We start from the raw sequence: 23,558 nt of genomic DNA on the forward strand, positions 1-23,558 counted from the left end.
TCGCCCCTAAAGCGCAAGGACTGAGGCGAAGGAGTTTGACCAAGTGATGCATTTTAAAGCATTTTTGAAGGGCAATAAAAAACGCGCTAATAGCGCGTTTTAAAGTCTTATCTCGAATAAATAAGATTAGAAGTTTGCGGTACGTGGCGCGCGTGGGAAGGGGATCACGTCACGGATGTTTGATACGCCAGTGACGTAAGACACTAAACGCTCAAAGCCTAGACCGAAACCTGCGTGTGGCACTGTGCCATAACGACGAAGATCGCGATACCACCAGTAATCCTCTTTGTTCAGATCCATTTCTTCCAAACGCATATCCAGCACGTCTAAACGCTCTTCACGTTGCGAACCACCGATGATTTCACCAATGCCAGGAGCCAATACGTCCATCGCGGCAACGGTTTTACCGTCTTCGTTAAGGCGCATGTAGAAGGCTTTGATATCTTTTGGATAGTTCTTCACAACCACTGGGGCTTTAAAGTGCTCTTCGGCCAGATAACGCTCGTGCTCAGAGGATAAGTCGATACCCCAAGACACTGGGAATTCGAACTCACGGCCACATTTTTGCAGAATATCTACTGCATCGGTGTAATCCACTTGGGCGAAATCGCTCGAGACGAAGGATTGCAGACGCTCAATTACGGTTTTATCCACGTGTTGGGCGAAGAATTGCAAATCGTCCATACGCTCAGCTAATACCGCGTTGAAGGCGTATTTCAGCATGCCTTCAGCGAGACTGGCGATATCGCTTAAGGTGGCGAAGGCCACTTCGGGCTCAACCATCCAGAATTCCGCTAAGTGACGGCTAGTGTTTGAGTTTTCAGCACGGAAAGTCGGGCCAAAGGTATAGATTTTTGACAGGGCGCAGGCGTAGGTTTCGCCGTTTAATTGGCCCGATACGGTTAAGAAAGCCTCTTTACCGAAGAAATCTTTGTCGTAGTCTACTTTGCCATCACTGGTGCGTGGCAGGTTTTCCATATCCAGTGTGGATACACGGAACATTTCACCTGCGCCTTCACAGTCAGATGCGGTGATCAGCGGTGTAGATACCCACACGAAGCCATTTTCGTGGTAGAAACGGTGAATGGCTTGAGATAAACAGTTACGTACGCGAGCAACGGCACCAATGATGTTGGTACGTGGGCGTAAGTGCGCCAATTCACGTAAATGCTCAATAGAATGACGTTTAGCCGCCATTGGATAAGTGTCTGGATCTTCAACCCAGCCAGTCACTTCAACTTGAGTCACTTGCAGCTCATAGGCTTGGCCCGCGCCTGGAGATTCCACAATCTCACCGGTTACGATCACCGAGCAGCCAGCAGTTAGCTTTAACACTTCGTTGTCGTAATTTTCTAAGCTATTTGGCACGACACCTTGAATAGGATTGAAGCAGGAGCCGTCATAGACTGCCAAAAAAGAGATGCCAGCTTTAGAGTCACGACGAGTTCTTACCCATCCACGTACGGTGACTGTAGAACCGACTGCGTGCTCACCTTTAAATACAGAAGCGACTGATGCAATACTCATTGTTGCTTAGTTCTCCAACGAAACGTTTTATATGAAAATTTTGGAGGTTTATATTACCTTGCTGGTGGCTTTTCTCAAGCTGAAAAAGGTATCCTGAGGTGAATATTACCGCTATTAAGCAATATATACCCAATCAACCACAATCCGACATCTTTAGGTTGTTTGGTTATCGTGCGTTAAACGTTCGGAGGCGATATGAGAAAAGTTAAAATATTCCAGCTCATCCTCGCGACATTATCTATTTTGGGTTGGACATTGGCGGTGTACGCGCTGATGGTGTTTGGCGAGGCTCGCCCCGAACGAGAGGTCGGGTCCTACTTGAGTCGCGGCGAAACCTTCAGGCACTATTGGGACCCAAGCGAAACCGAATTACTGCAATATATCATCTGGGGCTGTGGTGCGATAAGTCTGATAAGTCTGGCGTTTAACTACTATGTTGCCCACCACAGTAAACTGGGTTATTGGTTTAATATTCCCTTGCTGCTGTTAACGTCGTTAGTGGCGGGCTTATATGTACATTTTGTGATTTAAATTATCCAAAAGAGCAATGCGGCTTTACAGCATCTCCTCGGGCAGACTCACATGCCGACAGAGGTGATCGATGATCGCCGCTGTCGCTCCCCAGATAAAACGCTGTTGATACGGGATAAAGTGTACGCTGTAATAACGGCCTTTGCGTAAGAATGCGTTACGATGCCGATGGCTTGGTTCGATAAAAAAACTTAAAGGCACGGTAAAACAATCGGCAACCTCGCCTGGATCGAGCCTTAAGGTAAAATCTTGCTTGATGATCCCGACCACTGGGGTAATTTCAAACCCAGTAAAGGTATTGTGGGCAGGGAAAGTACCTATCACATCCACATTTTCTCTGCAAAGACCAATTTCCTCTTCGGCTTCTCGTAATGCCGCCATAATCGCACTTGGATCACTGGGTTCAATTTTTCCTCCCGGAAAACTGATTTGTCCTGGGTGCGCCCGAAGATGCATGGGTCTTTGGGTTAAAATCAGATTGAGCTCGCCACGGATTTCCTGCAAGGGAATTAACACCGCCGCTTTTCGCAGTCCTTGGTGAGGGAGCGCCGCCGGATCTTGCTTAGCTAATGGGTGTAGATTGAATCTGAGTCTAAATTCCGCTTGATCCATAGGTTTCCCACTCATTCCTGTCGATTATTGAGGGCTATCTAACAAGGGTAAGATTCGACTGACTTTATCAAAGCTTTCTTGATATTCGGCATCGACATTGGAGTCGGCGACGATCCCTCCGCCAGCCCAACAATAGAGCTTGCCGCGCTCGGCAACAATAGTGCGGATGGTAATGCTCGTATCCATTTGCCCATCTTGGCTGATATAGCCTATTGAACCACAATACAGACTGCGGCGTGAGGGTTCCAGTTCTTCAATAATTTCCATGGCGCGAATTTTGGGGGCGCCGGTAATTGAACCGCCGGGAAAGGCTGCCCGCAGTAAGTCACTGGCGTGGTATTGTGGATCGAGTTTAGCGGTGACGGTACTCACTAAATGGTGCACAGCCGGAAAACTTTCTATGGCAAATAAATGTGGTACTTGTACTGAGCCGGGCGCCGCGACTTTGCCGATATCATTACGTAGCAAATCCACAATCATTACGTTTTCGGCGCGATCTTTAGGGGAGTTGGCGAGTGTTTGTGCCACCTGTTTATCCCGCTCCGGATCGGCATGGCGTGGCAAGGTGCCTTTAATCGGTTTGGTTTGAATATCATCCCCGCGCAGCTGAATAAAACGCTCAGGCGAAATCGATAAAATCGCGTTGGCCTCAAGCCGCATAAAGGCAGAGAAGGGCGCCTGATTGGCACTGCGCAGTTTGCAGTAGGCGAGCCATTCATCGCCTTGATACTCAGCTTCAAATCGCTGAGTTAAATTAATTTGATAGCAATCACCGCTTTGTAGATATGCCTGTACTTGATTAAATTTTGAGGTGTACTGGGCTTTGGTGAGTTGCGCCGACCAAGGGCTTGTGAGACTAAACTCAGTCTGTTTTGTGGTGTTGGCTATTTTTGCTTCAATTATGTTCAATTGAGTATCGAGGGCGGCATCGCCTAAATAGTGCACCATAAACCAGCTTTGCTGCTGATAATCAAAAATCAGTGCCCAGTCGTAAAAGCCAATATTCATCTCGCCGAGGTGAATATCCTTAGCCGCTGTGCTGGGGAGCTGCTCAATTCGGCGGCCTAAATCATAACTAAAACTGCCCATAGCGCCACCACTGAAGGGCAAATCGCAGGCAAAGGATTGTGGATACCAATAGCGCAGCAGCTGTTTGATCAGCGAAAAAGGGTCATCCTGCGGGCTGAGGTGAGTCGGTTTGGTTAATTCAGGCTGATGAACTTGAATGTCAGTCTGCTCGCCTTGGGTGATCAGGGTGGCGATGGGGCCTGCGCAAATCATATCGAATTTAGCGTCCTGATGGGCCGCATTGGCCGAGTCGAGCAAGATGGCCCAAGGCTCGGCTGCAAAGTGTTCGAAGATTGCTGCAGTGCTGAATGTCCAGTCAAGTTGGCGTACTGCCAGCGGTAATGCCGCCCTATTTGCCATCTATTAACCCTATCTAAAAATGTGATGTAGCCCAAAAAGATGGGAAAGAGTATCATATTGGCCCAGAAAGAATTACACAAAAAACAAGTAAGGCCCTAAAGGCTGCTGGAGCGCACCTACTATGTCATCTCACCATGAAACGTCTGAAAATGTAGTGATTAAACAAGCCGACTTCATTGAAAGTGTGGCCGATGCCCTGCAATACATCTCCTATTACCATCCCAAAGATTTTGTCGATGCCATGAGCGAAGCTTATGAGCGTGAGCAAAGTGCGGCGGCGAAGGATGCGATTGCGCAAATTTTGATTAACTCGCGTATGTCTGCCGAAGGCAAACGTCCACTGTGCCAAGACACGGGTATCGTGACTACCTTCGTTAAGATTGGTATGGGGGTTAAGTGGGACAAAACCGATATGACCGTGCAGCAAATGGTCGATGAAGGTGTGCGTCGTGCTTATACCAATCCAGATAACCCACTGCGTGCATCGATTGTGGCCGATCCTGCCGGTAGCCGTAAAAACACCAAAGACAACACCCCATCCGTGGTGCATATCGATATGGTGCCAGGCAATCATATTGAAGTCGCTATCGCCGCCAAAGGCGGCGGCAGCGAAAACAAAGCCAAGATGGTGATGTTAAACCCATCTGACGATATCGCCGCTTGGGTTGAAAAAACGCTGCCAACGATGGGCGCGGGTTGGTGTCCTCCTGGCATGCTCGGCATCGGTATTGGCGGCACCGCTGAAAAAGCCGCAGTGCTCGCCAAAGAAGCTTTAATGGAAAGCGTGGATATTCACGAATTAATGGCGCGCGGCGCACAAACTACCGAAGAAAAACTGCGTTTAGACATTTTCGAACGTGCTAATAACTTAGGTATTGGTGCTCAAGGTCTTGGCGGGTTAACCACTGTGTTAGACGTGAAAATCAAATCTGCGCCGACTCATGCAGCATCCAAACCTGTGGTGATGATCCCGAACTGCGCGGCAACGCGCCACGTTCACTTCCATCTAGATGGAACTGGTCCTGCTGATCTTACTCCACCATCGCTGAGCGACTGGCCAGAAATCACCCGCGAAGTGGGCAGCGATGTGCGCCGTGTTAACTTAGACACTGTCACACAAGCGGATATCGAGCAGTGGAAGAGCGGTGAAACCATTCTGTTAAGCGGTAAAATGCTCACCGGACGTGACGCTGCCCATAAGCGTATCCAAAGCCTGATTGAAAGCGGCGAAGGTTTACCTGAAGGCGTCGACTTTACTGGTAAGTTTATCTACTACGTTGGTCCAGTTGACCCCGTCGGTAATGAAGTTGTAGGTCCTGCAGGACCTACAACCGCGACCCGTATGGACAAATTCACCGATCTGATGCTAGAAAAAACTGGCCTGATGGGCATGATTGGTAAGGCTGAGCGTGGTCCTGCGACCGTTGAATCTATCAAGAAACACAAAGCTGTTTACTTGATGGCCGTTGGCGGCGCGGCTTACTTAGTGTCAAAAGCCATTAAGAAATCCCGCGTTGTGGCTTTTGCCGATTTAGGTATGGAAGCGATTTACGAGTTTGACGTTGAAGATATGCCTGTGACTGTAGCGGTTGACTCAAACGGCGTGAATGCCCATGAAACGGGGCCAGCGGTTTGGAAAGTGAATATCGCTAACGCTAAAGCCTAAGCAAATGGCCTTCTTGCAAAAGTGTCGTTTTTTTAAGCGGGATTTGAGCAAGATAGCAAGGCGAGTGGTACTCAATCAGACTATTCTTGATTGACTGACAATTTGTCACAAAAAAATCCGCTCAAGTACGCCTTTTGGCTTGCTTGAGCGTTTTTGTTTCGTTAGTGTGGCAAACTTATCTTCATAGAGACGATTGATGTTCGTTTTGACCGTTCATTCGGTACAACTACCGAATGTGTTTAACAAAAGATGGATATAACAATGAAAATAGCTCCTCTCCTATTGGCGCTTGGCGCGGCAGGTTTGGCCTGCTCTGCCCATGCGGCCGATCCTAAGCCTTTTACTGTGCAACAGCTGGTTAAACTCAACAAATTGCATTCAGCCGTGGTATCTCACGACGGTACAAAACTGGTTTACGGCCTGAAAACCGTTAATGACAAGGGAGAGGCAAGCTCGGATTTATATCTTCTCGATCTGACGCAAGCAGACGCGAAACCGCTGCAGCTCACCTCTGCCGCCGGTACAGAGCACGATGTCAGCTTCGCAAACGATGACAAATCGATTTATTTCCTCGCCAGCCGCAGCGGGTCAAGCCAACTGTTCCAACTGCCATTAACCGGTGGTGAAGCGCAGCAAGTTTCTGATCTGCCACTGGATATCGATGGTTACAAACTGTCAAACGATGGCAAGCAAATCGTGCTTAGTATGCGTGTCTTTCCAGAGTGTAAAGACTTAGCGTGCTCAAAAGACAAGTTTAAGGCTGAAGAAGAGCGTAAATCGACGGGCCGTGAATACAAGCAGTTGATGGTACGTCACTGGGATACGTGGGAAGACCATGCCCGTAACCACTTATTTGTCGGCGCCCTCAACGGTGAAAAGCTGACTAAAGTGGTTGATATCACTCAAGGCTTAGACACCGAAACGCCGCCTAAACCGTTCTCAGGCATGGAAGAAGTGACTTTCACCCCAGATGGCCAATATGTGGTGTACAGCGCCAAGGCGCCAAGTAAAGATCAAGCTTGGACTACCAACTACGATTTGTGGCAGGTGAGTGTGAACGGTGGTAAAGCCACTAACTTAACCGCGGATAACATCGCTTGGGACGCCCAGCCAACATTCTCAAGCGATGGTCGTTATATGGCGTACCTCGCGATGACTAAACCTGGCTTCGAAGCTGACCGTTATCGCATTATGCTGCGTGATACTAGCACCGGACAGTCGAAGGAAGTCGCACCGCTGTGGGACAGAAGCCCAAGCTCGCTGATGTTTGCACCGGACAACCGCACTCTGTATGTGACGGCGCAGGATATCGGGCAAGTGTCTATTTTTAAAGTGAATACTCAATTTGGTGATGTGCAGTCTGTCTATAGCGACGGCAGTAATAGCCTGATTGCGATCGCCGATGATCAACTGATTTTCGACAGCAAAACCTTAGTTGAGCCGGGCGATCTGTATCGCATCAACACCGACGGTCAAGGCCTGAAACGTCTAACCGAAGTCAACAAAGACAAACTGGCCGAAATTAAATTCGGTGAATTCCAACAATTTAGCTTTAAGGGTTGGAACAACGAAGATGTTTACGGCTACTGGATCAAACCTGCCAACTACCAAGAAGGCAAAAAGTATCCGATTGCATACCTAGTCCACGGCGGTCCGCAAGGTTCATTTGGTAACGGTTTCAGTGGCCGTTGGAACGCCCAGTTATGGGCCGGTGCGGGTTACGGCGTTGTGATGGTGGACTTCCACGGTTCAACTGGTTACGGCCAAGCCTTTACCGATTCTATCAGCCAAGATTGGGGCGGTAAGCCATTAGAAGACTTACAAAAAGGTCTGGCTGCGGTGAGCCAACAACAAAAATGGCTCGATCCACAAAATGCCTGTGCCTTAGGTGGCTCTTACGGCGGCTACATGATGAACTGGATCCAAGGTAACTGGAACGATGGCTTTAAGTGCCTCGTTAACCACGCGGGTCTGTTCGATATGCGCTCCATGTACTATGTGACCGAAGAAGTCTGGTTCCCAGAGCATGAGTTTGGCGGCACTTATCAGGATAACAAAGCGTTATATGAGCAGTTCAACCCCGTTAACTATGTCGAAAACTGGAAGACACCAATGCTGGTTATCCATGGCGAGAAAGACTTCCGCGTGCCTTATGGTCAAGGATTAGCAGCATTTAGCTTTATGCAGCGTAAGGGGATTCCATCTGAATTGCTGATTTTCCCTGATGAAAACCATTGGATCTTAAAGCCAGAAAATCTAGAACAATGGTACGCGAATGTGTTCCGTTGGATGGACAGCTGGACGAAAAAGTAATCGAGGATGATGGACTTAAATTCGCAGTGTACTAAGTCCCATTAACTTGTTGCCAAAGCCAGAACCCTGTTCTGGCTTTTTAATTGTCTCCAGTTGAATGCGTAGTTAAACACACTCAGTTAAGGAATAAAGATGCTGATCAGAGCGGCGAGTACAACAGATATTGAAGCGATAAGCGTATTAATCACGCAGCTTACACAGGTTTATATCGCTCCCACTTGCACTAATATGGGCGCTGAAACCTTAGTCAACGCCATGTCGGTTGAGTCGGTGGCTCATTATTTTGCCTTGGGTTATCAATATCATGTTGCAATGAATGAGGCTGGCGAACTTGTCGGTGTGGTGGGGATGAAGGATAACAGTCATCTTTATCATCTATTTGTGGCGGATATTGCCAAGGGGCAAGGCCTGTCGCGTCAGCTGTGGGAGCATGCTAAAGCTGAGTGTCTTGCGAAGGGGAATCCCGGCACATTTACCGTTAACTCGGCGGTGAATGCGCTGCCTGTCTATCAGCGCTTTGGCTTTATTGCGCAAAGTGATATTCGTGAGCGTGGTGGGATCCGCGATATTCCGATGCAACTCGTGCTTTGAGCTATAACAATCTTTAACCATAAGACCAAAACATAAAATCAGAAGAAGAGAACCTATGGCGAATGTGAGTTTTTACCCAATCGGGACAGTCGGTGAAAAATGGGGCGATGCCGAAAAGGCCGCATGGTTTGCTAGCACGCAAATTAAGCGTTCTTACCAAGACAATGTTGTCACGCCACTAAAAGCGATAGAGTCACAACTGGCCGCATTAGGGCTGAATGTAGTGCAATATGGCGCTTTATCGATTGATCCAGCGCGTTACCCTTTATTTGCGGTCAAATCAGCAAGCTTTGATCCGAAAAAGATAACGGTATTAGTCACAGGGGGCGTACACGGCTACGAAACCAGTGGCGTGCATGGCGCCTTGGCTTTTTTGGCTAACAACGCGGCTCACTATGCTGAGCGGGTAAACTTAGTGGTGGCAGTGTGTGTAAGCCCTTGGGGTTATGAGACTATTAATCGCTGGAACCCGAAAGCTATCGATCCAAACCGCTCGTTTTATGCTAATAGCCCAGCAGAAGAGTCGGCAGCACTGATGGCACTGGTGGCAAGCGTTCCACAAGGTTTTGATGTGCATGTGGATTTACATGAAACCACCGACTCGGATGAGGATGAATTTCGTCCAGCCTTGGCCGCGCGTGACGGCAAAGACTTTATCCCTGGCACTATACCTGATGGTTTTTATGCTGTAGGCGATACCGAAAATCCGCAGGATGCGTTCCAAAAGTCGATTATCGATGGCGTGAGCAAAGTGACTCACATCGCGCCTGCCGATGACAAGGGCGAGATTATCGGCTCGACAGTAGTACAACACGGGGTGATCAATTACCCATTGAAAGCGCTAGGTTTATGCAGCAGTGTGACGGGGTGTATTTATAACACCACCACGGAAGTGTATCCCGACAGCCCATCGGCCACGCCTGCTGAGTGCAATTTAGCTCAAGTTGCGGCGATTACCAGTGCCATCGACTATGTGTTAGCACTGAATTAATTGAGTTTGTTACTTATTTGATATCAAGCTAGCAAGTCAATCGTAACGTTGTGTACTGTGTCATCAATTGATTTTGCTTAAGTTAAAACGATAAAAGCCCTCAAACGAGGGCTTTTGCATTTAACAATTTTTTATTGCTTAGATTTTATATCTATTGAGCACTATTGCTCGGTAAAAGGGCGGCCATAGTAGCTGTCGAGTAGTAGCTGTTTTAGCTCGCTAATTAGCGGATAGCGAGGGTTGGCACCAGTACATTGGTCATCGAAGGCATCCTCGGCAAGCATATCTACTTTGGCGAGGAAGTCGGCTTCGTTAACTCCGGCTTCTTGGATTGACGCAGGAATGCCCAGCGTCTTCTTGAGCTGCTCGATTTTCTCCAGCAATTTTTCAACTTTTTGCGCATCTGAGTTGCCACCTAGGGCTAAATGATCGGCAATGGCCGCGTAACGACACAGGGCTTTTGGTCTGTCGTATTGGCTGAATGCAGCTTGCTTAGTCGGTAAGTCCGTCGCATTAAAGCGGATAACGTTACTGATCAGCAGCGCGTTCGCTAGCCCGTGGGCTAAGTGAAACTCGGCGCCCAGCTTGTGAGCCATAGAGTGGCAGATCCCAAGGAAGGCGTTGGCAAAGGCGATACCGGCTATGGTGGCGCCATTATGCACTTTTTCACGGGCAATGGGGGATGCGGCGCCAAGCTGATAAGCATCAGGCAAATATTTGCACAGCAGGTCAAGAGCTTGCAGGGCTTGACCATCGCTGTACTCGTTCGCCATCACGCTGACATAGGCTTCGAGCGCGTGGGTGATCGCATCGATTCCGCCGAAAGCGGTTAAGGATTTCGGCATATCCATCACCAGATTCGGGTCAACAATCGCCATATTAGGGGTGAGTTGATAGTCGGCAATGGGATATTTTTTGCCGGTTTGTTCATCGGTGACCACGGCAAAAGGTGTGACTTCAGAGCCAGTACCGGAAGTGGTCGGTATCGCCACTATAGTGGCTTTGACGCCCATTTTAGGGAATTTATAGATACGTTTACGGATATCCATAAAACGCAGTGCTAAATCGGCAAAGTCGACATCTGGATGCTCGTACATCACCCAAATAATCTTGGCTGCATCCATGGGCGAACCACCGCCTAAGGCAATAATCACATCGGGTTTAAAGCTATTGGCCACTTTGGCACCTTGGCGCACTGTGGCCAGTGTGGGGTCGGCTTCCACTTCGTAAAACACTTCGGTTTCAAGACCTTGGGCTTTTAAAATCTTTAAGGTTTCGTCGCAATAACCTTGGTTAAACAGGAATCTGTCGGTCACAATGAGGGCGCGCTTTTTATCACTCAATTCTTCAAGCGCAATAGGTAAGCTGCCGCGGCGGAAGTAGATAGACGAAGGAAGCTTGTGCCACAGCATGTTTTCAGCCCTCTTAGCGACGGTTTTTTTATTGATTAAATGGCTTGGGCCGACGTTTTCGGAAATCGAGTTCCCCCCCCAAGAGCCACAACCTAAGGTGAGTGAGGGGGCGAGTTTAAAGTTGTACAGGTCGCCAATTCCGCCTTGTGAGGCTGGAGTGTTGATTAGAATTCGCGCGGTTTTCATTCTAAAACCAAAGGTTTTGACCCGCTCGGTTTGGGTATCTTGGTCGGTATATAAGCCTGATGTGTGGCCAATCCCGCCTAAGGCGACCAAAGCTTCAGCCTTATCGACGGCGTCATTAAAATCGGCTGCGCGGTACATACCAAGTAAAGGAGAGAGTTTTTCGTGGGCAAAGGCTTCGGCCTCTGTAATATCGGTGACTTCACCAATCAAGACCTTAGTGGTGTGGGGGACATCAATGCCCGCCATTTGCGCTATGGTCGCGGCGCTTTGGCCGACGATATCGGCATTTAAGCCGCCATTTTTAAGAATGACTTGTTGCATCGCAGCGGTTTGCGCGGCATTTAAGAGATAACCACCATGGGTGGCAAAGCGCTCTTTAACTTGCTCGTAGATGCTATCGACCACAATCACCGCTTGCTCTGATGCACACACCACACCGTTATCGAAGGTTTTAGACATCAGAATCGAGCTAACCGCACGTTTTATATCGGCGGTTTCATCAATCACAATTGGGGTGTTACCTGCGCCTACGCCAATGGCAGGTTTGCCTGAAGAGTAGGCGGCTTTCACCATACCTGGGCCGCCCGTAGCGAGGATAAGATTCACTTTAGGATGGGTCATCAATTGATTCGAAAGCGCCACACTGGGCTCATCAATCCAACCGATAATGTCCTTGGGCGCACCGGCGGCTATGGCGGCATCTAACACCAGTTTAGCCGCAGTAGTGGTCGAGACTTTTGCCCGCGGGTGAGGGGAGAAAATAATCGCATTACGGGTTTTAAGGCTGATCAACGCTTTGAAAATGGCGGTGGAGGTGGGATTGGTGGTGGGGACAATCCCACAGATAATGCCCACGGGCTCGGCGATAGTGATGGTGCCGAAGGTGGGGTCCTCGGACAAAATTCCGCAGGTCTTCTCATCTTTGTACTTATTGTAAATGTATTCTGAGGCAAAGTGATTTTTAATCACTTTGTCTTCAATCACCCCCATTCGGGTTTCAGCGGCGGCCATTTTCGCGAGCGATATACGCGCATCGGCGGCGGCCAGAGCTGCGGCGCGGAAAATGGCATCGACTTGGGCTTGGCTAAAACTGGCATATTCAGCTTGCGCTTTGGCCACGCGCTCGACCATGAGATCCAGTTCTTGGGCATTGGTTACTGTCATGATTAAAACTCCTAAAAAGATTTAGGGAATGCACGATTCGCTAACTCTTCTTTATGGTGAAAAATTACACCTAAAGCCTAAGCTAAAGTGTGATCTTGCAGTCAATTTAGGGTTTTTATGTAATAAAAATACGTCAATTGCGATCTTATGTGTCTTTTGTGTCTAAAATAAGCCGAGTACAGTAAACAGATATTACTCAAACTTGTGATTTAACCTCAAAAATCTCATTTTTCAGTCATCTGTGCTTAAGCTACTATACTTGCCCTTAAGTTTAGTTTGATGAAATTGGCGTGACACGCTCAATAAGGATAGTCACTTGGAGTTAACACTTTACGTTAAATTTTTTCTTGGCCTGGTTGCCATTATCAACCCTATTGGTTTGTTGCCAGTGTTTGTGAGCTTAACCAGCCATCAAACTGAAGCCGAGCGTAACCATACGGGTAAAGTGGCTAACTTTGCGGTGGTGGTGATCCTGTTGGTGACCATCGTCGCGGGACAACATATTTTGAATATGTTTAGCATTTCACTTTCGGCTTTCAGGATTGCCGGCGGCACGCTGATCGCGATTATTGCGATGTCGATGTTGCAGGGTAAATTGGGCGAAGTAAAACGTAACCAAGAGGAAGACCGCGAATCTTCGGCTATGGAGTCCGTGGCGGTTGTGCCGTTAGCCTTGCCGTTAATGGCTGGTCCTGGGGCGATTAGCTCGGTGATTGTGTTTGCCGCTGAGCATAATTCATTATCCAATTTTATTGCGATGTTTATTACCGTGATTATTTTTGGTTTGGTGAGTTTCGGCCTGTTTCGAATGGCATCTATTATCTATAAAATTTTAGGTAAAACAGGAATTAACGTGATTACCCGTCTTATGGGATTATTAATGCTCTCGATTGGTATCGAAGTCATTGCCGCTGGGATTAAAGGCTTATTCCCACAACTTTTTAGCTAAAAATCGGAATGCGGGAGGCCATTTCCTCCCGCTGTTGCGGTTGCAGTTTTCATTTGTTTTTATCACACGAAATTTTCTCCCTTGGCCTTATTTATAGCCTTATCTCGAAAAGCCGTTTAGCCTTGTATTGTCGCAACCATTTGTTTTTATAATAATTAGTATTTTCTAAATTAGCGTTATTCTATCGTTATCATTAACATCCTGTGCTATATAATAGGTTAACAATTTAGCCCTAAGTCGATTAAGGATATCCCTATGAAATGGCAATGGATTGGCAACCTCAGCTTAAAGCAAAAATTACTCATGGTTGTATTGCCCCCTTTATTTGCGTGTTTTTTATATGGCGCGCTATTTCTCATCGAAAAGTATGAATATCGTCAAGAGCTGAAAGTCGTCGTGCAGCTAAGCGAATTGGCGGTGACAAACAGTAACTTTGTCCATGAGTTGCAAAAAGAACGGGGCATGAGTGCCGGATTTATAGGCTCAGCGGGCAAGGCATTCGCAGGCAAAATACCCAGTCAAAGGCAATTGACAGATACTCAGCTCAAATATTTCCAATCTTTTATTGAAAACCACAATTTACCCGCAGTGTTTGCGCCGAAACTGCGCGATCTAAATACTCAACTCAGTAAATTAGCTTCAATTCGCTCGCAGGTTGATAGCCTGTCAATCAGTGTTGCCGATGAAGTAGCCTATTATACGGCGCTCAACCGAGAGCTACTTGCGATTGTTGATGAGACCGCTAAAACGGGGGCTAATCAAGAAATTGCCATCAAAGCGGCGGCATTTAGTGCCTTCCTACAAATGAAAGAACGGGCAGGGATTGAGAGGGCAGTATTAAGTTCGACATTTGGACAAGCAGGGTTTAAGCCTAAGGTTTACGCAAAGTTTATTACCCTAGTTTCTGAGCAAAATAGCTATTTAGAGCGTTTTATTGCATTGGCAACACCTAATTTGGTTGATGCCATTAACCGCATTCAAAATTCTAATGAAGTCAAAGACGTTGAATCGCTAAGACAAATTGCATTTGACCAAGATAACCAGAAAATTCAACAACAAAATCCAGAAGACTGGTTTGCTAAATCTTCAGCTCGGATTGACAGCTTGCGGGATTTTGAGCAGCAAGTTTCAGCTGATCTTTTGAATATCACCCATGAACGCCTTGCATCTGCCAATCAACAAATGTTTTTTGTGTTGGCGACGTTAAGCTTGGTGCTGATCATTGTACTTTTGCTCAGTTTATCGGTGATCCGATATTTACATACGAGTGTTCATCATCTTTATTCTACGGTTACACAAGCACGAAAACACTACGACCTCAGTGTTCGGTTAAACCACAACAGCCAAGATGAATTTGGTGAACTTGCCTTAGCTTTCAACGAGATGATGAGTGATTTTGAAAACGTTATCTTACAAGTGCGTGCCAGTGCTAGCAAATTACAGCAGGCGGTTGAACAAATGGATGTTTGCACCCATGCCATGGAGCAAGATGTGATGGCAGGCCACAGTGAGGCTGAGCAAGTGGCATCGGCAATGACCGAAATGAGTGCGACCGTTGCCGAAATTGCGAGTAATGCTGTACAGGCATCAGAAGCATCAAATTCGGCTAACCAAGAGGCCAAAACCGGTAACCTTGAAGTTGGCAGAACCAGCAAAGCAATAAAAGCACTAGCGGATGATATTAATGGTGCTTCACAGGCCATCAATGAACTCGATAGAGAAATTCACGGTATTGTGGTGGTATTAGATGTAATTAACAGCATTGCAGAACAAACTAATCTGTTAGCACTTAACGCCGCAATTGAGGCCGCCAGAGCTGGTGAGATGGGTAGGGGTTTTGCCGTGGTAGCCGATGAGGTCAGAAGCTTAGCGCAGCGTTCGCAGACATCGACGTCTGACATCAAGAATATGACTGACAGATTAAAGTCCAGCGCTAATTTAGCGGTAAAAGCCATGGATCGCGGATTAGCACAGGCCAATACCAGCGTCCAAGAAGCGGAGCAAGCAGGTATCGAACTTAAACGTATTGTTGAACAAGTCGATATCATTAACCGCATGAATGAGCAAATTGCGACAGCCACCCATGAACAATCCGCAGTGTCTGAAGATGTAAATCGTAATGCGTTAAAGATCAGCGATATTTACTTAAACACTCAACGTATCTCCGATGAGCTAAGGGAATTGACTAAAGCATTGACCTATGACTCCGAACTCATGTCTAAAGAAGTCCATAAATTTACAGTAAAATAGTGCATTGGTTAATTTTAGCGCCTTGAACGAGGGCGGTTTGTCTAGCAATTGTGCAACCGCCTGAAATCGATTCTTTTTTACTTGACCATACAAAGGCTTTTGCGTACAGTACCGCTCCGTTAACGATGAAAGCTTACACGTTAAGCACTATTCAACTCGATTAACCGTGTTCATTGACACTTAAAAGCTAATGACAACAATCTGGTGAGATGTCCGAGTGGCCGAAGGAGCACGCCTGGAAAGTGTGTATACGGAAACGTATCGAGGGTTCGACTCCCTCTCTCACCGCCACATTCAAGTTTAAAGACGTCCTAGGACGTCTTTTTTCTTACCTGTATTTTATTAAAATCAATAACTTATCATCCTATATTGTTTGATGACATCCTACTGCATCCGAAATTTTTAGTAATGCCCAAAGTAATGCCAAGAAAATTTGGTAAATTTTGGCATTACTTTTGGCTTCAAAAACACCCTTTTTTTATGCCGTTTTTTAACTTGATTTTCTCGATTTTATGGCCCAGATTTAACTTGGCAATATCCTGATTTGTCTGAATTTATTCAGTGATAAGTAATGCTTGATTTTCGAGTAAAAAATGATGCCAAAATCAAGCATTACTTTTGGGTTTAATTTGAGAGGGTAAAACGGTATGGGAAGGAGTACAAATAAGCTGACTGCAAAAGCGGTGCTCAATGCTAAAGCGGAAGCAAAGCCCTATAGATTGTCAGATGGTGGCAATCTCTATCTCTATGTGCGCACTGCAGGGAAAACTTGGGAATTTAGATACATACGTCCCTCCACCAGCAAACCCACCTATTTTGGTTTAGGCTCATATCCTGACGTATCCTTAGCTGAGGCGCGAGATAAAGCGCTAGAAGCGCGAAAAAACTTGGCCGAAGGCATCGACCCTCAATTACTTAAAGTTGAAAACAAATTAAAAGCGGCAACAGAGAACGCTCAAACGCTCAAGCATATTGCACAAATGTGGATGGACTCAAAGCAAGGAAGCATCAAGCCTAAAACCATCGAAGGCAATTGGCGAAAGCTTGAGCTGTATGCCTTCCCTAAACTGGGGAGTATTGCGATTAGCAGACTCACGGCTCCCATAGCCATTGCCGCGCTCAAGCCCCTAGAGCAGAAGGGGCATCTTGAAACGGTTAAACGTACCGCTCAGTTGCTGAATGAAATCATGAACTTTTCAGTTAATTCTGGTTACATTCATGCTAATCCGTTGTCAGGTATTCGAGAAGTATTTAGAAAGAGCAAAGTAGAACATCTGAAAGCATTAAAACCAGCAGAGCTAGCTGAGTTGCTGCAGACTATTGCAAACGCCAATTTATTGTTAACGACCCGGTGTTTGATTGAATGGCAATTGCACACAATGACCAGGCCAAATGAAGCGGCCGGAGCCCGTTGGGAAGAAATCGATTTTGATGCCAAACTTTGGACTATTCCTGAATCACGCATGAAAATGAATCGTGAGCATATTATCCCGCTTACAGAGCATACCCTCGCGATACTCGAAACTGTTAAGCCGATCAGTGAACAAAGCCAATTCGTTTTTCCGTCATCTAAAGATCCTAAAAAGCACACAGATCCTGAAACCATCAACAAAGCATTAGGGCGAATGGGATTAAAGGGAAGAACAACGGGGCATGGTTTACGCTCACTGGCGAGCACAACCTTAAATGAACAAGGCTTTGATGGTGATGTTATTGAGGCAGCGTTAGCCCATGTTGATAAAAACCAAATCCGCAGTGCCTATAATCGCACGACCTACCTAGAGCGACGGACCAAGTTAATGGAGTGGTGGAGCAATCATATTGCCACTGCAGCAGTGGGCTCTTTGTCAGTAACAGCTGGTTCAAGAAAATTAGGGGCATGACCTGTAAGGCCGAATAGAGATTATCTCCCTGAGTCAAAACGTTAGGGGACGTGACAAACGAATCTAACCTGTTAAGTCCGAATCAGGGTTGGTACACTTACATCATGACTAACCTAAAGCCAAACTAATGACTATCGAGCAGAGCCAGCATTTGCACCAACTAAACGCATTAGCTGCAAGCCATTCTGAGGTGGCAGTATTATGGCTTTATGGTTCGCAGGCGAAAGGAAATGCTAGCGAGCATAGCGATTGGGATTTAGCCGTCGCATTCGACCCGGTAAAGGCGGACAGTGTGCTTGATACTCGTATTAGAGCTGAACTGCTTGCTATGGATTGGCAACGAGCATTAGGGCTAGCCGAAGGGAAGCTTTCTGTTGTCGATATAAATCTTGCACCAATCCCTCTGGCTTTCGGAATCATTAATGCCAACAAACTTATCTTTAGTCGAGATGAAGACCGAAGAATGCAAGAAGAGTCTCGCATAATGTCGCAATTGGAACTCGATTATTCCGCCCAAAACCACTTTATTATTTTGGATAATGCCTATATCACGTCATTGCGCTTAAGCCTTAGCCGGTATCAAGCCGAGCTTGGAGAATTGCGCCAATTACTCAGTCAGCGTCCCCTATCTAATCTTGAAGATCGCGCAGCAGAGCGAACACTACAGGTCTCTATTGAAGCTTGCATTGGTATTGCCAAACATTGGGCTAAAGCACAGGCAGGGCATAGTCCGCAGGATGCCTACCAAGCATTTGAGATCCTGTGTCAACGAGGAGCACAACCAGCTGATGAATTAAATGGCTGGCGTAAAGTGATAGGCCTGCGTAATGCACTGGTACATGATTATCTGAATATTGACCATGAGATCATCCGTAGTGTGATCTCTCAAGGTTATAGCGATAGATTTTTTGCCTTTGCAGAGCAGGGGTTGGAATGGTTATCGCTGAAGAATAACTAAAGTCTGATTGACTTTCACAGGCTCTCCTAAAGATTGAATTAATGAGTCGACTAGAGTCAACCTGTTCATTCTAAGAAAACAGCTAATTGCCAAATGTTAACTTCGATAAAGAAAAGTATTTAGTGGCGCATATCGAGGTGGTTTAATAGAGTTTGATAGCGGCTATTCCGCGACTATAATTACTGTGTATATTAACAGTGTTTAATTGCTATGCGTGTTATCCCTACTCCTGCCCGTGCTGGCATTACAGGTTTTGAGTCACCAGCGGCTGAATACACTCAGCTAGGTCTAAGCTTGGATGAGCTATTGATCGACCACCCAAGCTTAACTTTTATGGCTTATGCCCTAGGGGACTCGATGCAAGATGTCGGCATCTTTGATGGTGGTATTCTCATTGTTGACCGTCACGAGACTGTGTGAAATGGCGATGTCATTGCAGCTAATTTAAATAGTGAGTTTGTCTGTAAAATCATTGATATCCCCGCCGTTTACTGCTTTCTTCTAATCAGCAACACCAGCCTGTCATTATTCATGAATACGACGAGTTCACTATTGAAGGTGTTATCACTCGTTCTATTCGTTGCCACCGTAAAAGTCCTGTATTGAGTAAAAAACTGAGTAAAAAGTAGATGTTTGCGCTAGTCGATGCCAACAGCTTTTACTGTAGTGCTGAACAAGTGTTTCTGCCTGATTGGCATGGTAAGCCTGTTGTTGTAGCCAGTAATCACGATGGGATGATTGTTGCCGCGAATAGGCTGGCAAAAGAGGTGGGTATTCAGAAGGTTGTGTCATACTTTCAAGTCATAGCACAATGTGCTGAGCGTGGTGTGATTGCGTGTTCCTCTAACTATGAACTGTATGCTGACTTGTCGAGCAAGATGATGGATATCATTGGCCGTATTGCGCCTGAGCAGCATGCCTATAGCATCGATGAAACGTTCCTGTCGTTTAAGGACTCCTATCCAGTAATAAAATGCCTCCACACTCAAGGTCAATTAATAAGACGGGCAGTATGGGAAGAAGCTCGCTTGCCTGTTTGTATGGGAATAGCGGAAACCCTGAACTTGGCTAACCATGCTGCTAAGAAGATTGAGAGTTATGAAGGCGTGAGTGTCATCGACAATGACCAAGACCGAACCGCTATTTTAAAACAGCTGGCGGTAGGTGATGTTTGGGGAATAGGACGCAGGATTAGTGCAAAGCTTGAACTGATGAATATCCATACTGCGTTTGACCTAGCGAACATGCAAGTAGGACTAGCCCGTAAACAGTTCAGCATTGAAATAGAGTGTACAGTACGAGAACTTAATGGCCAAGTATGCAAGGTGTGGGATGAAGCGAGAGCTGATAAAAAGCTGATATTCTCGACAAGAAGCATGGGTCAATGCATCACGGATGTTGAATCAATACTGCAGTGACATAGAGAGCTGCCCATAAACACTTAACTAAAACATAGGCAATAGTATTGGTATGACTGCCCGCACTTGGTTCAATCTGTTTATTAAGCAAAACCACCAAAACAAGGATAAGGGCTTTTGAACTACAAAAAAGAATTGCCCTAATGCTTTAGTTGCAATAAGAGCTAGCAAATTTAAAAAACGTCAATATAATTAACAATTGTAACCTATTGTGTGGGTAAAATTTCTATGTGGACACTTGATGTATGTTCTGGTGAATTAGCTTACCAAGATAAAATGATAGGAAGATTGAACCAAAGTGAAACGTTGATATTATCTTGCCTAGTTACAAATAACGATCTGCTTGTCAGTAAGGATGTTTTACTGGCTGCAGGATGGCCAAATAAATTTGTAGCACCAAATTCATTAAATGCAGCAATAAAAAACATTAGATTACTATTGAGTAGCAAAGATTCTGATATTTTTATTGAGACGGTACATCGTAAGGGATATATTTTACGTGGTAAATATGAAAACTTTAAAATAGTTCAGGTTCTACCTAGTAATAACACTGTTATTGATGAGTTGACGTCGAACGATGAGAGCGACGACATTTTAAAAAGTGAAAGCATAAATAATAACCGTATAAGCATCCAATGTATTGAAAAGTCAAAGGTTCAGCGTGTAATAAACAATAATTTTATAAAACTTCTTGTTGTTGGTTACTTTTTTGTTACTGTTATTATTGCAGTTTTAATTTCGGCTAAACCCTCAGAACTTTACTGCATAAATATTGAAGATGCTACATTTTGTGGTTTGTTAAAACTAAATAAGGAAGATGAAGAATATTTGAGATTGAACAATTCTTTGGAAAAAGGTCTTTATTATTATGGGTATAATGGAGCATTGGATGAAATTAAAGTATATCGCTATAATTAGCATAGTAATACTATCAGTATATACTTACTTACCCTTTTTTAATGGGTTAGGTTGCGATTTTAAAATTGAAGTTAATAATTCGGAGCGATTTCATTATTCAAGTTGCCATCTAGGAGTGATGAAGTCTATTTTTAAAAACCCAGAAACTGGTAAGGTGTTAACATATACAGGGTTATTTGGTAAACGAGGTGATGATGTTTTTTTTATTGTATTTAATAAAAATGTTTTGCAAGATGGAACTATTTCAATATCAAAAGTTCAACATTCTAACTTAATTGACGGTAAAATTTTTTTTACGGGAAAACAGATTCAAGGGGAAAAATTTGATTATATTTTGATGAGCTCTCCATTTTATCAAATCTATACTGTTAAACGCGTAGGTAGGCTAAGTATTTGGTAATGATTATGATTTTATGGTTTCGAATTTCTGTATTATTTCTTTCAGCTAGTTCCAAAAGAAATACATTATGACCCTACTTACTATTGATATTAATGCCTACATTCAAACTCTACGTGAAGGTTATACAGATTATTTGCATATGAATCATTAGATTGGAGTGAACATGTACCTTGGAGAGTACACAGATAGAAGTGCGAACAAACATCAATTTCAGGTATTAAGTTGACTATACTATATCAATCTCTTTATCAACAGTATCCAAAAATCCATCAAAGTTTCCATCAATGCTGATTTGTCTCACTATGAGGCCTTTAGGCTGGCTATTTAAGTCAGCAGTACAGACTAACAACTTGATAAAAAGCATAGATAGATTGTTGGGCAACCCTCGTCTTCACCATGAAAGACAGGCTGTTTATCAGTGGTATACACGGTGGCTGCTGACAGATCACTTGATGTTAACTATAACAATATTAGTGCAATTCTTTCCTTATTTTCAGCTGTAGCCGTTGATCTGAACGGCAACACCTATTGTCATAGATGATGCTAAAAGGACATCATTTTTAATCTGGAATTTTCTGAAGTAAGTTTTTAGTTGGGCGCATCTTGGTTTTACATTCGTAGAAGATGTCGGCGCTAATGCAACATTAAAAGAAAAGTAAATGATAGGAGCACCAACTTCTGGAACGATTTTAAATTTACAGAATTTATCTACACTCATAAAGCATCCTTTCATCCTCCTCCGTTATAACTTATTGTAGAGCCTGTTAACTTCCTAATGATTAACTTGTTAAGGGGTAAGTTAATAAGGTTGTACGTTACGATTTTTTAGTCATTACTAACAGTGAATTTTATACAGGCTAGATAGATAATTATATATAAACGTTGCCAATTAATATGGGATTTATGTTAACCCAAAGGTTGGGTATTTAATATTTCTTTAACGTTTATTGCATGTGTATGTTCCAAAGAAAAGTAATGATATATTGTTAAATTAATGAGTTCAAAGATTGGTTACATTTACTTTTCCTTCTGTGGTATTGGATATTTATTCATTGTCAAAAATAAGCAAAAAAAGGTGTTTGTTGACTTTGTGTATAAGTATGTTTGCGGCTTGTCTGTAAAACTAGCTATGTAAAAAGTAAGGGGTGAAGATCTTCTGATACTACAATAGATTTTGCTAAAGTAAATTTAATGATTATCTAATAGTTGAATGTCTGCTTGCCTTGCTAAGTTGTTAATAGTAAGAGGTTTTTGTTAAATCATAAATTAATCATAAGATAATCATGACTATAACAAGTTAAGTTAGTAGGATTTGACAAATGTGTTGCTACGTATGATGCAAGTCACAATATTAAACAAAAATACTATATACAGATCGTATAAGGCATAAGTACCTCATATCTACATTAATGACTTATCTAGCACGCTTGGAATATTTATATTGTGAATTTGGTTATTGATTCAAAGCGTCAACAATTCGACATCATTTGACTTGTAAACATTTCATTTACATGTCGATTGGTTGGTTTTTTTTGAGCGTCATTAACTTGACGGAGTTTGTTGCGCTTATGTTGGTATTTGTTTTGTTTTTTATCTACGTATGTTTCCTATATTGACTGAAGATATCTATAGGTTAATCATTTAAAAAGTATGTGGCTTTAAATTTATCTTTAACTTACTAGGTGAGCGAATGGTTTGTTTTAATTGCTTGTTTAATCAGGATTGTAGCTATGCCATTAGTACTACAAGTAATATTAAGGTTTTTCGTGAGTTTAAAGCTTGTAATTATTGGCATGTAAGCCAGAACATTATTACTAGAAATGGTAAGTTACATGGATTGGAGATTTTAAGTCGCCCAGTATACTTCAGTGGTGATATATTTTTTAGTTTAGATGACTATTTTAAAAGCTTAAGTCAGGTTAAACATAAGCAATTAGTTATGGAGGTAATGGATAAGATTCATTATTTCCATAGAAATAATGAAATAGTTAACTACTTTATAAATGTTGAAAGAGTGTCGTTGTTAGATGATGATGTAATAAGGAAATTACTCAGAATTAATAAGTATCTTCAAAATAAAGGAGGGGTATTAACTGTTGAAGTAACGCAGAGAAACCCAGAGTTAAGTCTCTTTACAAAAGAGGCTAAGTACTGAAGAATCCCCTGATGATTTACAAATAAATCATCAAATTAGGGTGGAAGCGCATCTTGTTGCATGATCAAATGGTTTCGCTAAAAACTACACTTGGACAACAAGATGCGCGAAGCCAATATCCTACAACATTCTTTACACCAATACTGCCCAGAACTTCACCTAAAACGATTAAACAGCTTGATGCTGGCCTCTAAGGCACTGATTGA

General features: G+C 44.3%; 17 protein-coding genes, 1 tRNA gene and 2 pseudogenes. 15 read left to right on the forward strand and 5 right to left on the reverse strand.

What is annotated here, in order from left to right:
* Positions 1-126 precede the first annotated feature (126 nt).
* Positions 127-1,527: an asparagine--tRNA ligase gene (gene asnS / locus AEA42_RS04930; RefSeq protein ID WP_037418214.1), complete on the reverse strand. Its 1,401-nt coding sequence runs from the start codon at positions 1,525-1,527 to the stop codon at positions 127-129.
* Between the two features lie 195 nt (positions 1,528-1,722).
* Between asnS and AEA42_RS04935 the strand changes: the two genes are divergently transcribed.
* Positions 1,723-2,058 carry a hypothetical protein gene (locus tag AEA42_RS04935; protein WP_037418216.1) on the forward strand — a complete coding sequence of 112 codons (336 nt, stop codon included), beginning with the start codon at positions 1,723-1,725 and terminating at the stop codon, positions 2,056-2,058.
* Between the two features lie 24 nt (positions 2,059-2,082).
* On the opposite strand, the gene AEA42_RS04940 is transcribed toward AEA42_RS04935, so the two are convergent.
* Together AEA42_RS04940 and pabB are read right to left on the reverse strand one after the other, a co-directional pair.
* On the reverse strand, positions 2,083-2,670 hold the full coding sequence (locus tag AEA42_RS04940; protein WP_037425228.1) for a CoA pyrophosphatase: 588 nt from the start codon (positions 2,668-2,670) through the stop codon (positions 2,083-2,085).
* 24 nt (positions 2,671-2,694) lie between these two features.
* Entirely contained in the window at positions 2,695-4,098 is a 1,404-nt protein-coding gene (gene pabB, locus AEA42_RS04945; RefSeq protein WP_055647134.1) for an aminodeoxychorismate synthase component I, read from the reverse strand.
* 121 nt (positions 4,099-4,219) lie between these two features.
* Between pabB and AEA42_RS04950 the strand changes: the two genes are divergently transcribed.
* The 4 genes from AEA42_RS04950 (at position 4,220) to AEA42_RS04965 (ending at position 9,659) form a co-directional block, all read left to right on the forward strand.
* On the forward strand, positions 4,220-5,764 hold the full coding sequence (locus AEA42_RS04950; RefSeq protein WP_055647135.1) for a fumarate hydratase: 1,545 nt from the start codon (positions 4,220-4,222) through the stop codon (positions 5,762-5,764).
* A gap of 261 nt (positions 5,765-6,025) precedes the next feature.
* Positions 6,026-8,077, forward strand: coding sequence for a S9 family peptidase (locus AEA42_RS04955; protein ID WP_037425219.1), 2,052 nt, complete (start codon positions 6,026-6,028; stop codon positions 8,075-8,077).
* A gap of 132 nt (positions 8,078-8,209) precedes the next feature.
* On the forward strand, positions 8,210-8,668 hold the full coding sequence (locus AEA42_RS04960; RefSeq protein ID WP_055647136.1) for a GNAT family N-acetyltransferase: 459 nt from the start codon (positions 8,210-8,212) through the stop codon (positions 8,666-8,668).
* A gap of 55 nt (positions 8,669-8,723) precedes the next feature.
* Positions 8,724-9,659 carry a M14 family metallocarboxypeptidase gene (locus AEA42_RS04965; RefSeq protein WP_037425214.1) on the forward strand — a complete coding sequence of 312 codons (936 nt, stop codon included), beginning with the start codon at positions 8,724-8,726 and terminating at the stop codon, positions 9,657-9,659.
* A 161-nt stretch (positions 9,660-9,820) separates the two neighbouring features.
* Here the strand turns inward: AEA42_RS04965 and adhE are convergent, their stop codons facing one another.
* Entirely contained in the window at positions 9,821-12,421 is a 2,601-nt protein-coding gene (adhE, locus tag AEA42_RS04970; RefSeq protein ID WP_055647137.1) for a bifunctional acetaldehyde-CoA/alcohol dehydrogenase, read from the reverse strand.
* 316 nt (positions 12,422-12,737) lie between these two features.
* On the opposite strand from adhE, the gene AEA42_RS04975 reads away from it, so the two are divergent.
* The 9 genes and pseudogenes from AEA42_RS04975 to AEA42_RS05015 all read left to right on the forward strand — a co-directional run bounded on the left by AEA42_RS04975 (position 12,738) and on the right by AEA42_RS05015 (position 21,197).
* Positions 12,738-13,370, forward strand: coding sequence for a YchE family NAAT transporter (locus AEA42_RS04975; protein ID WP_011072194.1), 633 nt, complete (start codon positions 12,738-12,740; stop codon positions 13,368-13,370).
* Between the two features lie 255 nt (positions 13,371-13,625).
* On the forward strand, positions 13,626-15,620 hold the full coding sequence (locus tag AEA42_RS04980) for a nitrate- and nitrite sensing domain-containing protein (protein WP_055647138.1): 1,995 nt from the start codon (positions 13,626-13,628) through the stop codon (positions 15,618-15,620).
* Positions 15,621-15,823: 203 nt separating this feature from the next.
* Positions 15,824-15,911, forward strand: a tRNA-Ser gene (locus tag AEA42_RS04985).
* A gap of 356 nt (positions 15,912-16,267) precedes the next feature.
* Positions 16,268-17,503, forward strand: a complete 1,236-nt coding sequence (locus AEA42_RS04990; RefSeq protein ID WP_037425208.1) for a tyrosine-type recombinase/integrase — start codon at positions 16,268-16,270, stop codon at positions 17,501-17,503.
* 127 nt (positions 17,504-17,630) lie between these two features.
* A complete protein-coding gene (locus AEA42_RS04995; RefSeq protein WP_055647139.1) occupies positions 17,631-18,461 on the forward strand; it encodes a HepT-like ribonuclease domain-containing protein in 831 nt (276 codons plus the stop codon).
* A gap of 210 nt (positions 18,462-18,671) precedes the next feature.
* A pseudogene (locus AEA42_RS05000) lies at positions 18,672-19,090 on the forward strand (S24 family peptidase).
* Positions 19,091-19,876: pseudogene (locus tag AEA42_RS05005) on the forward strand (Y-family DNA polymerase); the annotation flags it as partial. It abuts the pseudogene before it with no gap.
* Positions 19,877-20,107: 231 nt separating this feature from the next.
* Positions 20,108-20,797: a winged helix-turn-helix domain-containing protein gene (locus tag AEA42_RS05010; protein WP_055647140.1), complete on the forward strand. Its 690-nt coding sequence runs from the start codon at positions 20,108-20,110 to the stop codon at positions 20,795-20,797.
* Entirely contained in the window at positions 20,769-21,197 is a 429-nt protein-coding gene (locus tag AEA42_RS05015; RefSeq protein WP_055647141.1) for a hypothetical protein, read from the forward strand. Before AEA42_RS05010 ends, AEA42_RS05015 begins: the two co-directional genes overlap by 29 nt.
* Positions 21,198-21,690: 493 nt before the next feature.
* On the opposite strand, the gene AEA42_RS05020 is transcribed toward AEA42_RS05015, so the two are convergent.
* The gene (locus AEA42_RS05020; protein WP_055647142.1) at positions 21,691-21,915 is read right to left on the reverse strand and encodes a hypothetical protein; all 225 of its coding nucleotides are present in this window, start codon (positions 21,913-21,915) and stop codon (positions 21,691-21,693) included.
* Positions 21,916-22,887: 972 nt separating this feature from the next.
* On the opposite strand from AEA42_RS05020, the gene AEA42_RS05025 reads away from it, so the two are divergent.
* On the forward strand, positions 22,888-23,352 hold the full coding sequence (locus tag AEA42_RS05025) for a hypothetical protein (RefSeq protein ID WP_055647143.1): 465 nt from the start codon (positions 22,888-22,890) through the stop codon (positions 23,350-23,352).
* Positions 23,353-23,558 lie beyond the last annotated feature (206 nt).

This window comes from Shewanella sp. Sh95 (genome assembly GCF_001308045.1).
Taxonomy (GTDB): Bacteria; Pseudomonadota; Gammaproteobacteria; order Enterobacterales; family Shewanellaceae; genus Shewanella; species Shewanella xiamenensis.

What these genes read in the sequence shown, in the direction of transcription:
- asnS (WP_037418214.1), bottom strand. Translation starts at nt 1,527, where the DNA reads ATGAGTATTGCATCAGTCGCTTCTGTATTTAAAGGTGAGCACGCAGTC.
- AEA42_RS04935 (WP_037418216.1), top strand. Translation starts at nt 1,723, where the DNA reads ATGAGAAAAGTTAAAATATTCCAGCTCATCCTCGCGACATTATCTATT.
- AEA42_RS04940 (WP_037425228.1), bottom strand. Translation starts at nt 2,670, where the DNA reads ATGGATCAAGCGGAATTTAGACTCAGATTCAATCTACACCCATTAGCT.
- pabB (WP_055647134.1), bottom strand. Translation starts at nt 4,098, where the DNA reads ATGGCAAATAGGGCGGCATTACCGCTGGCAGTACGCCAACTTGACTGG.
- AEA42_RS04950 (WP_055647135.1), top strand. Translation starts at nt 4,220, where the DNA reads ATGTCATCTCACCATGAAACGTCTGAAAATGTAGTGATTAAACAAGCC.
- AEA42_RS04955 (WP_037425219.1), top strand. Translation starts at nt 6,026, where the DNA reads ATGAAAATAGCTCCTCTCCTATTGGCGCTTGGCGCGGCAGGTTTGGCC.
- AEA42_RS04960 (WP_055647136.1), top strand. Translation starts at nt 8,210, where the DNA reads ATGCTGATCAGAGCGGCGAGTACAACAGATATTGAAGCGATAAGCGTA.
- AEA42_RS04965 (WP_037425214.1), top strand. Translation starts at nt 8,724, where the DNA reads ATGGCGAATGTGAGTTTTTACCCAATCGGGACAGTCGGTGAAAAATGG.
- adhE (WP_055647137.1), bottom strand. Translation starts at nt 12,421, where the DNA reads ATGACAGTAACCAATGCCCAAGAACTGGATCTCATGGTCGAGCGCGTG.
- AEA42_RS04980 (WP_055647138.1), top strand. Translation starts at nt 13,626, where the DNA reads ATGAAATGGCAATGGATTGGCAACCTCAGCTTAAAGCAAAAATTACTC.
- AEA42_RS04990 (WP_037425208.1), top strand. Translation starts at nt 16,268, where the DNA reads ATGGGAAGGAGTACAAATAAGCTGACTGCAAAAGCGGTGCTCAATGCT.
- AEA42_RS04995 (WP_055647139.1), top strand. Translation starts at nt 17,631, where the DNA reads ATGACTATCGAGCAGAGCCAGCATTTGCACCAACTAAACGCATTAGCT.
- AEA42_RS05010 (WP_055647140.1), top strand. Translation starts at nt 20,108, where the DNA reads ATGTGGACACTTGATGTATGTTCTGGTGAATTAGCTTACCAAGATAAA.
- AEA42_RS05015 (WP_055647141.1), top strand. Translation starts at nt 20,769, where the DNA reads ATGAAATTAAAGTATATCGCTATAATTAGCATAGTAATACTATCAGTA.
- AEA42_RS05020 (WP_055647142.1), bottom strand. Translation starts at nt 21,915, where the DNA reads ATGAGTGTAGATAAATTCTGTAAATTTAAAATCGTTCCAGAAGTTGGT.
- AEA42_RS05025 (WP_055647143.1), top strand. Translation starts at nt 22,888, where the DNA reads ATGGTTTGTTTTAATTGCTTGTTTAATCAGGATTGTAGCTATGCCATT.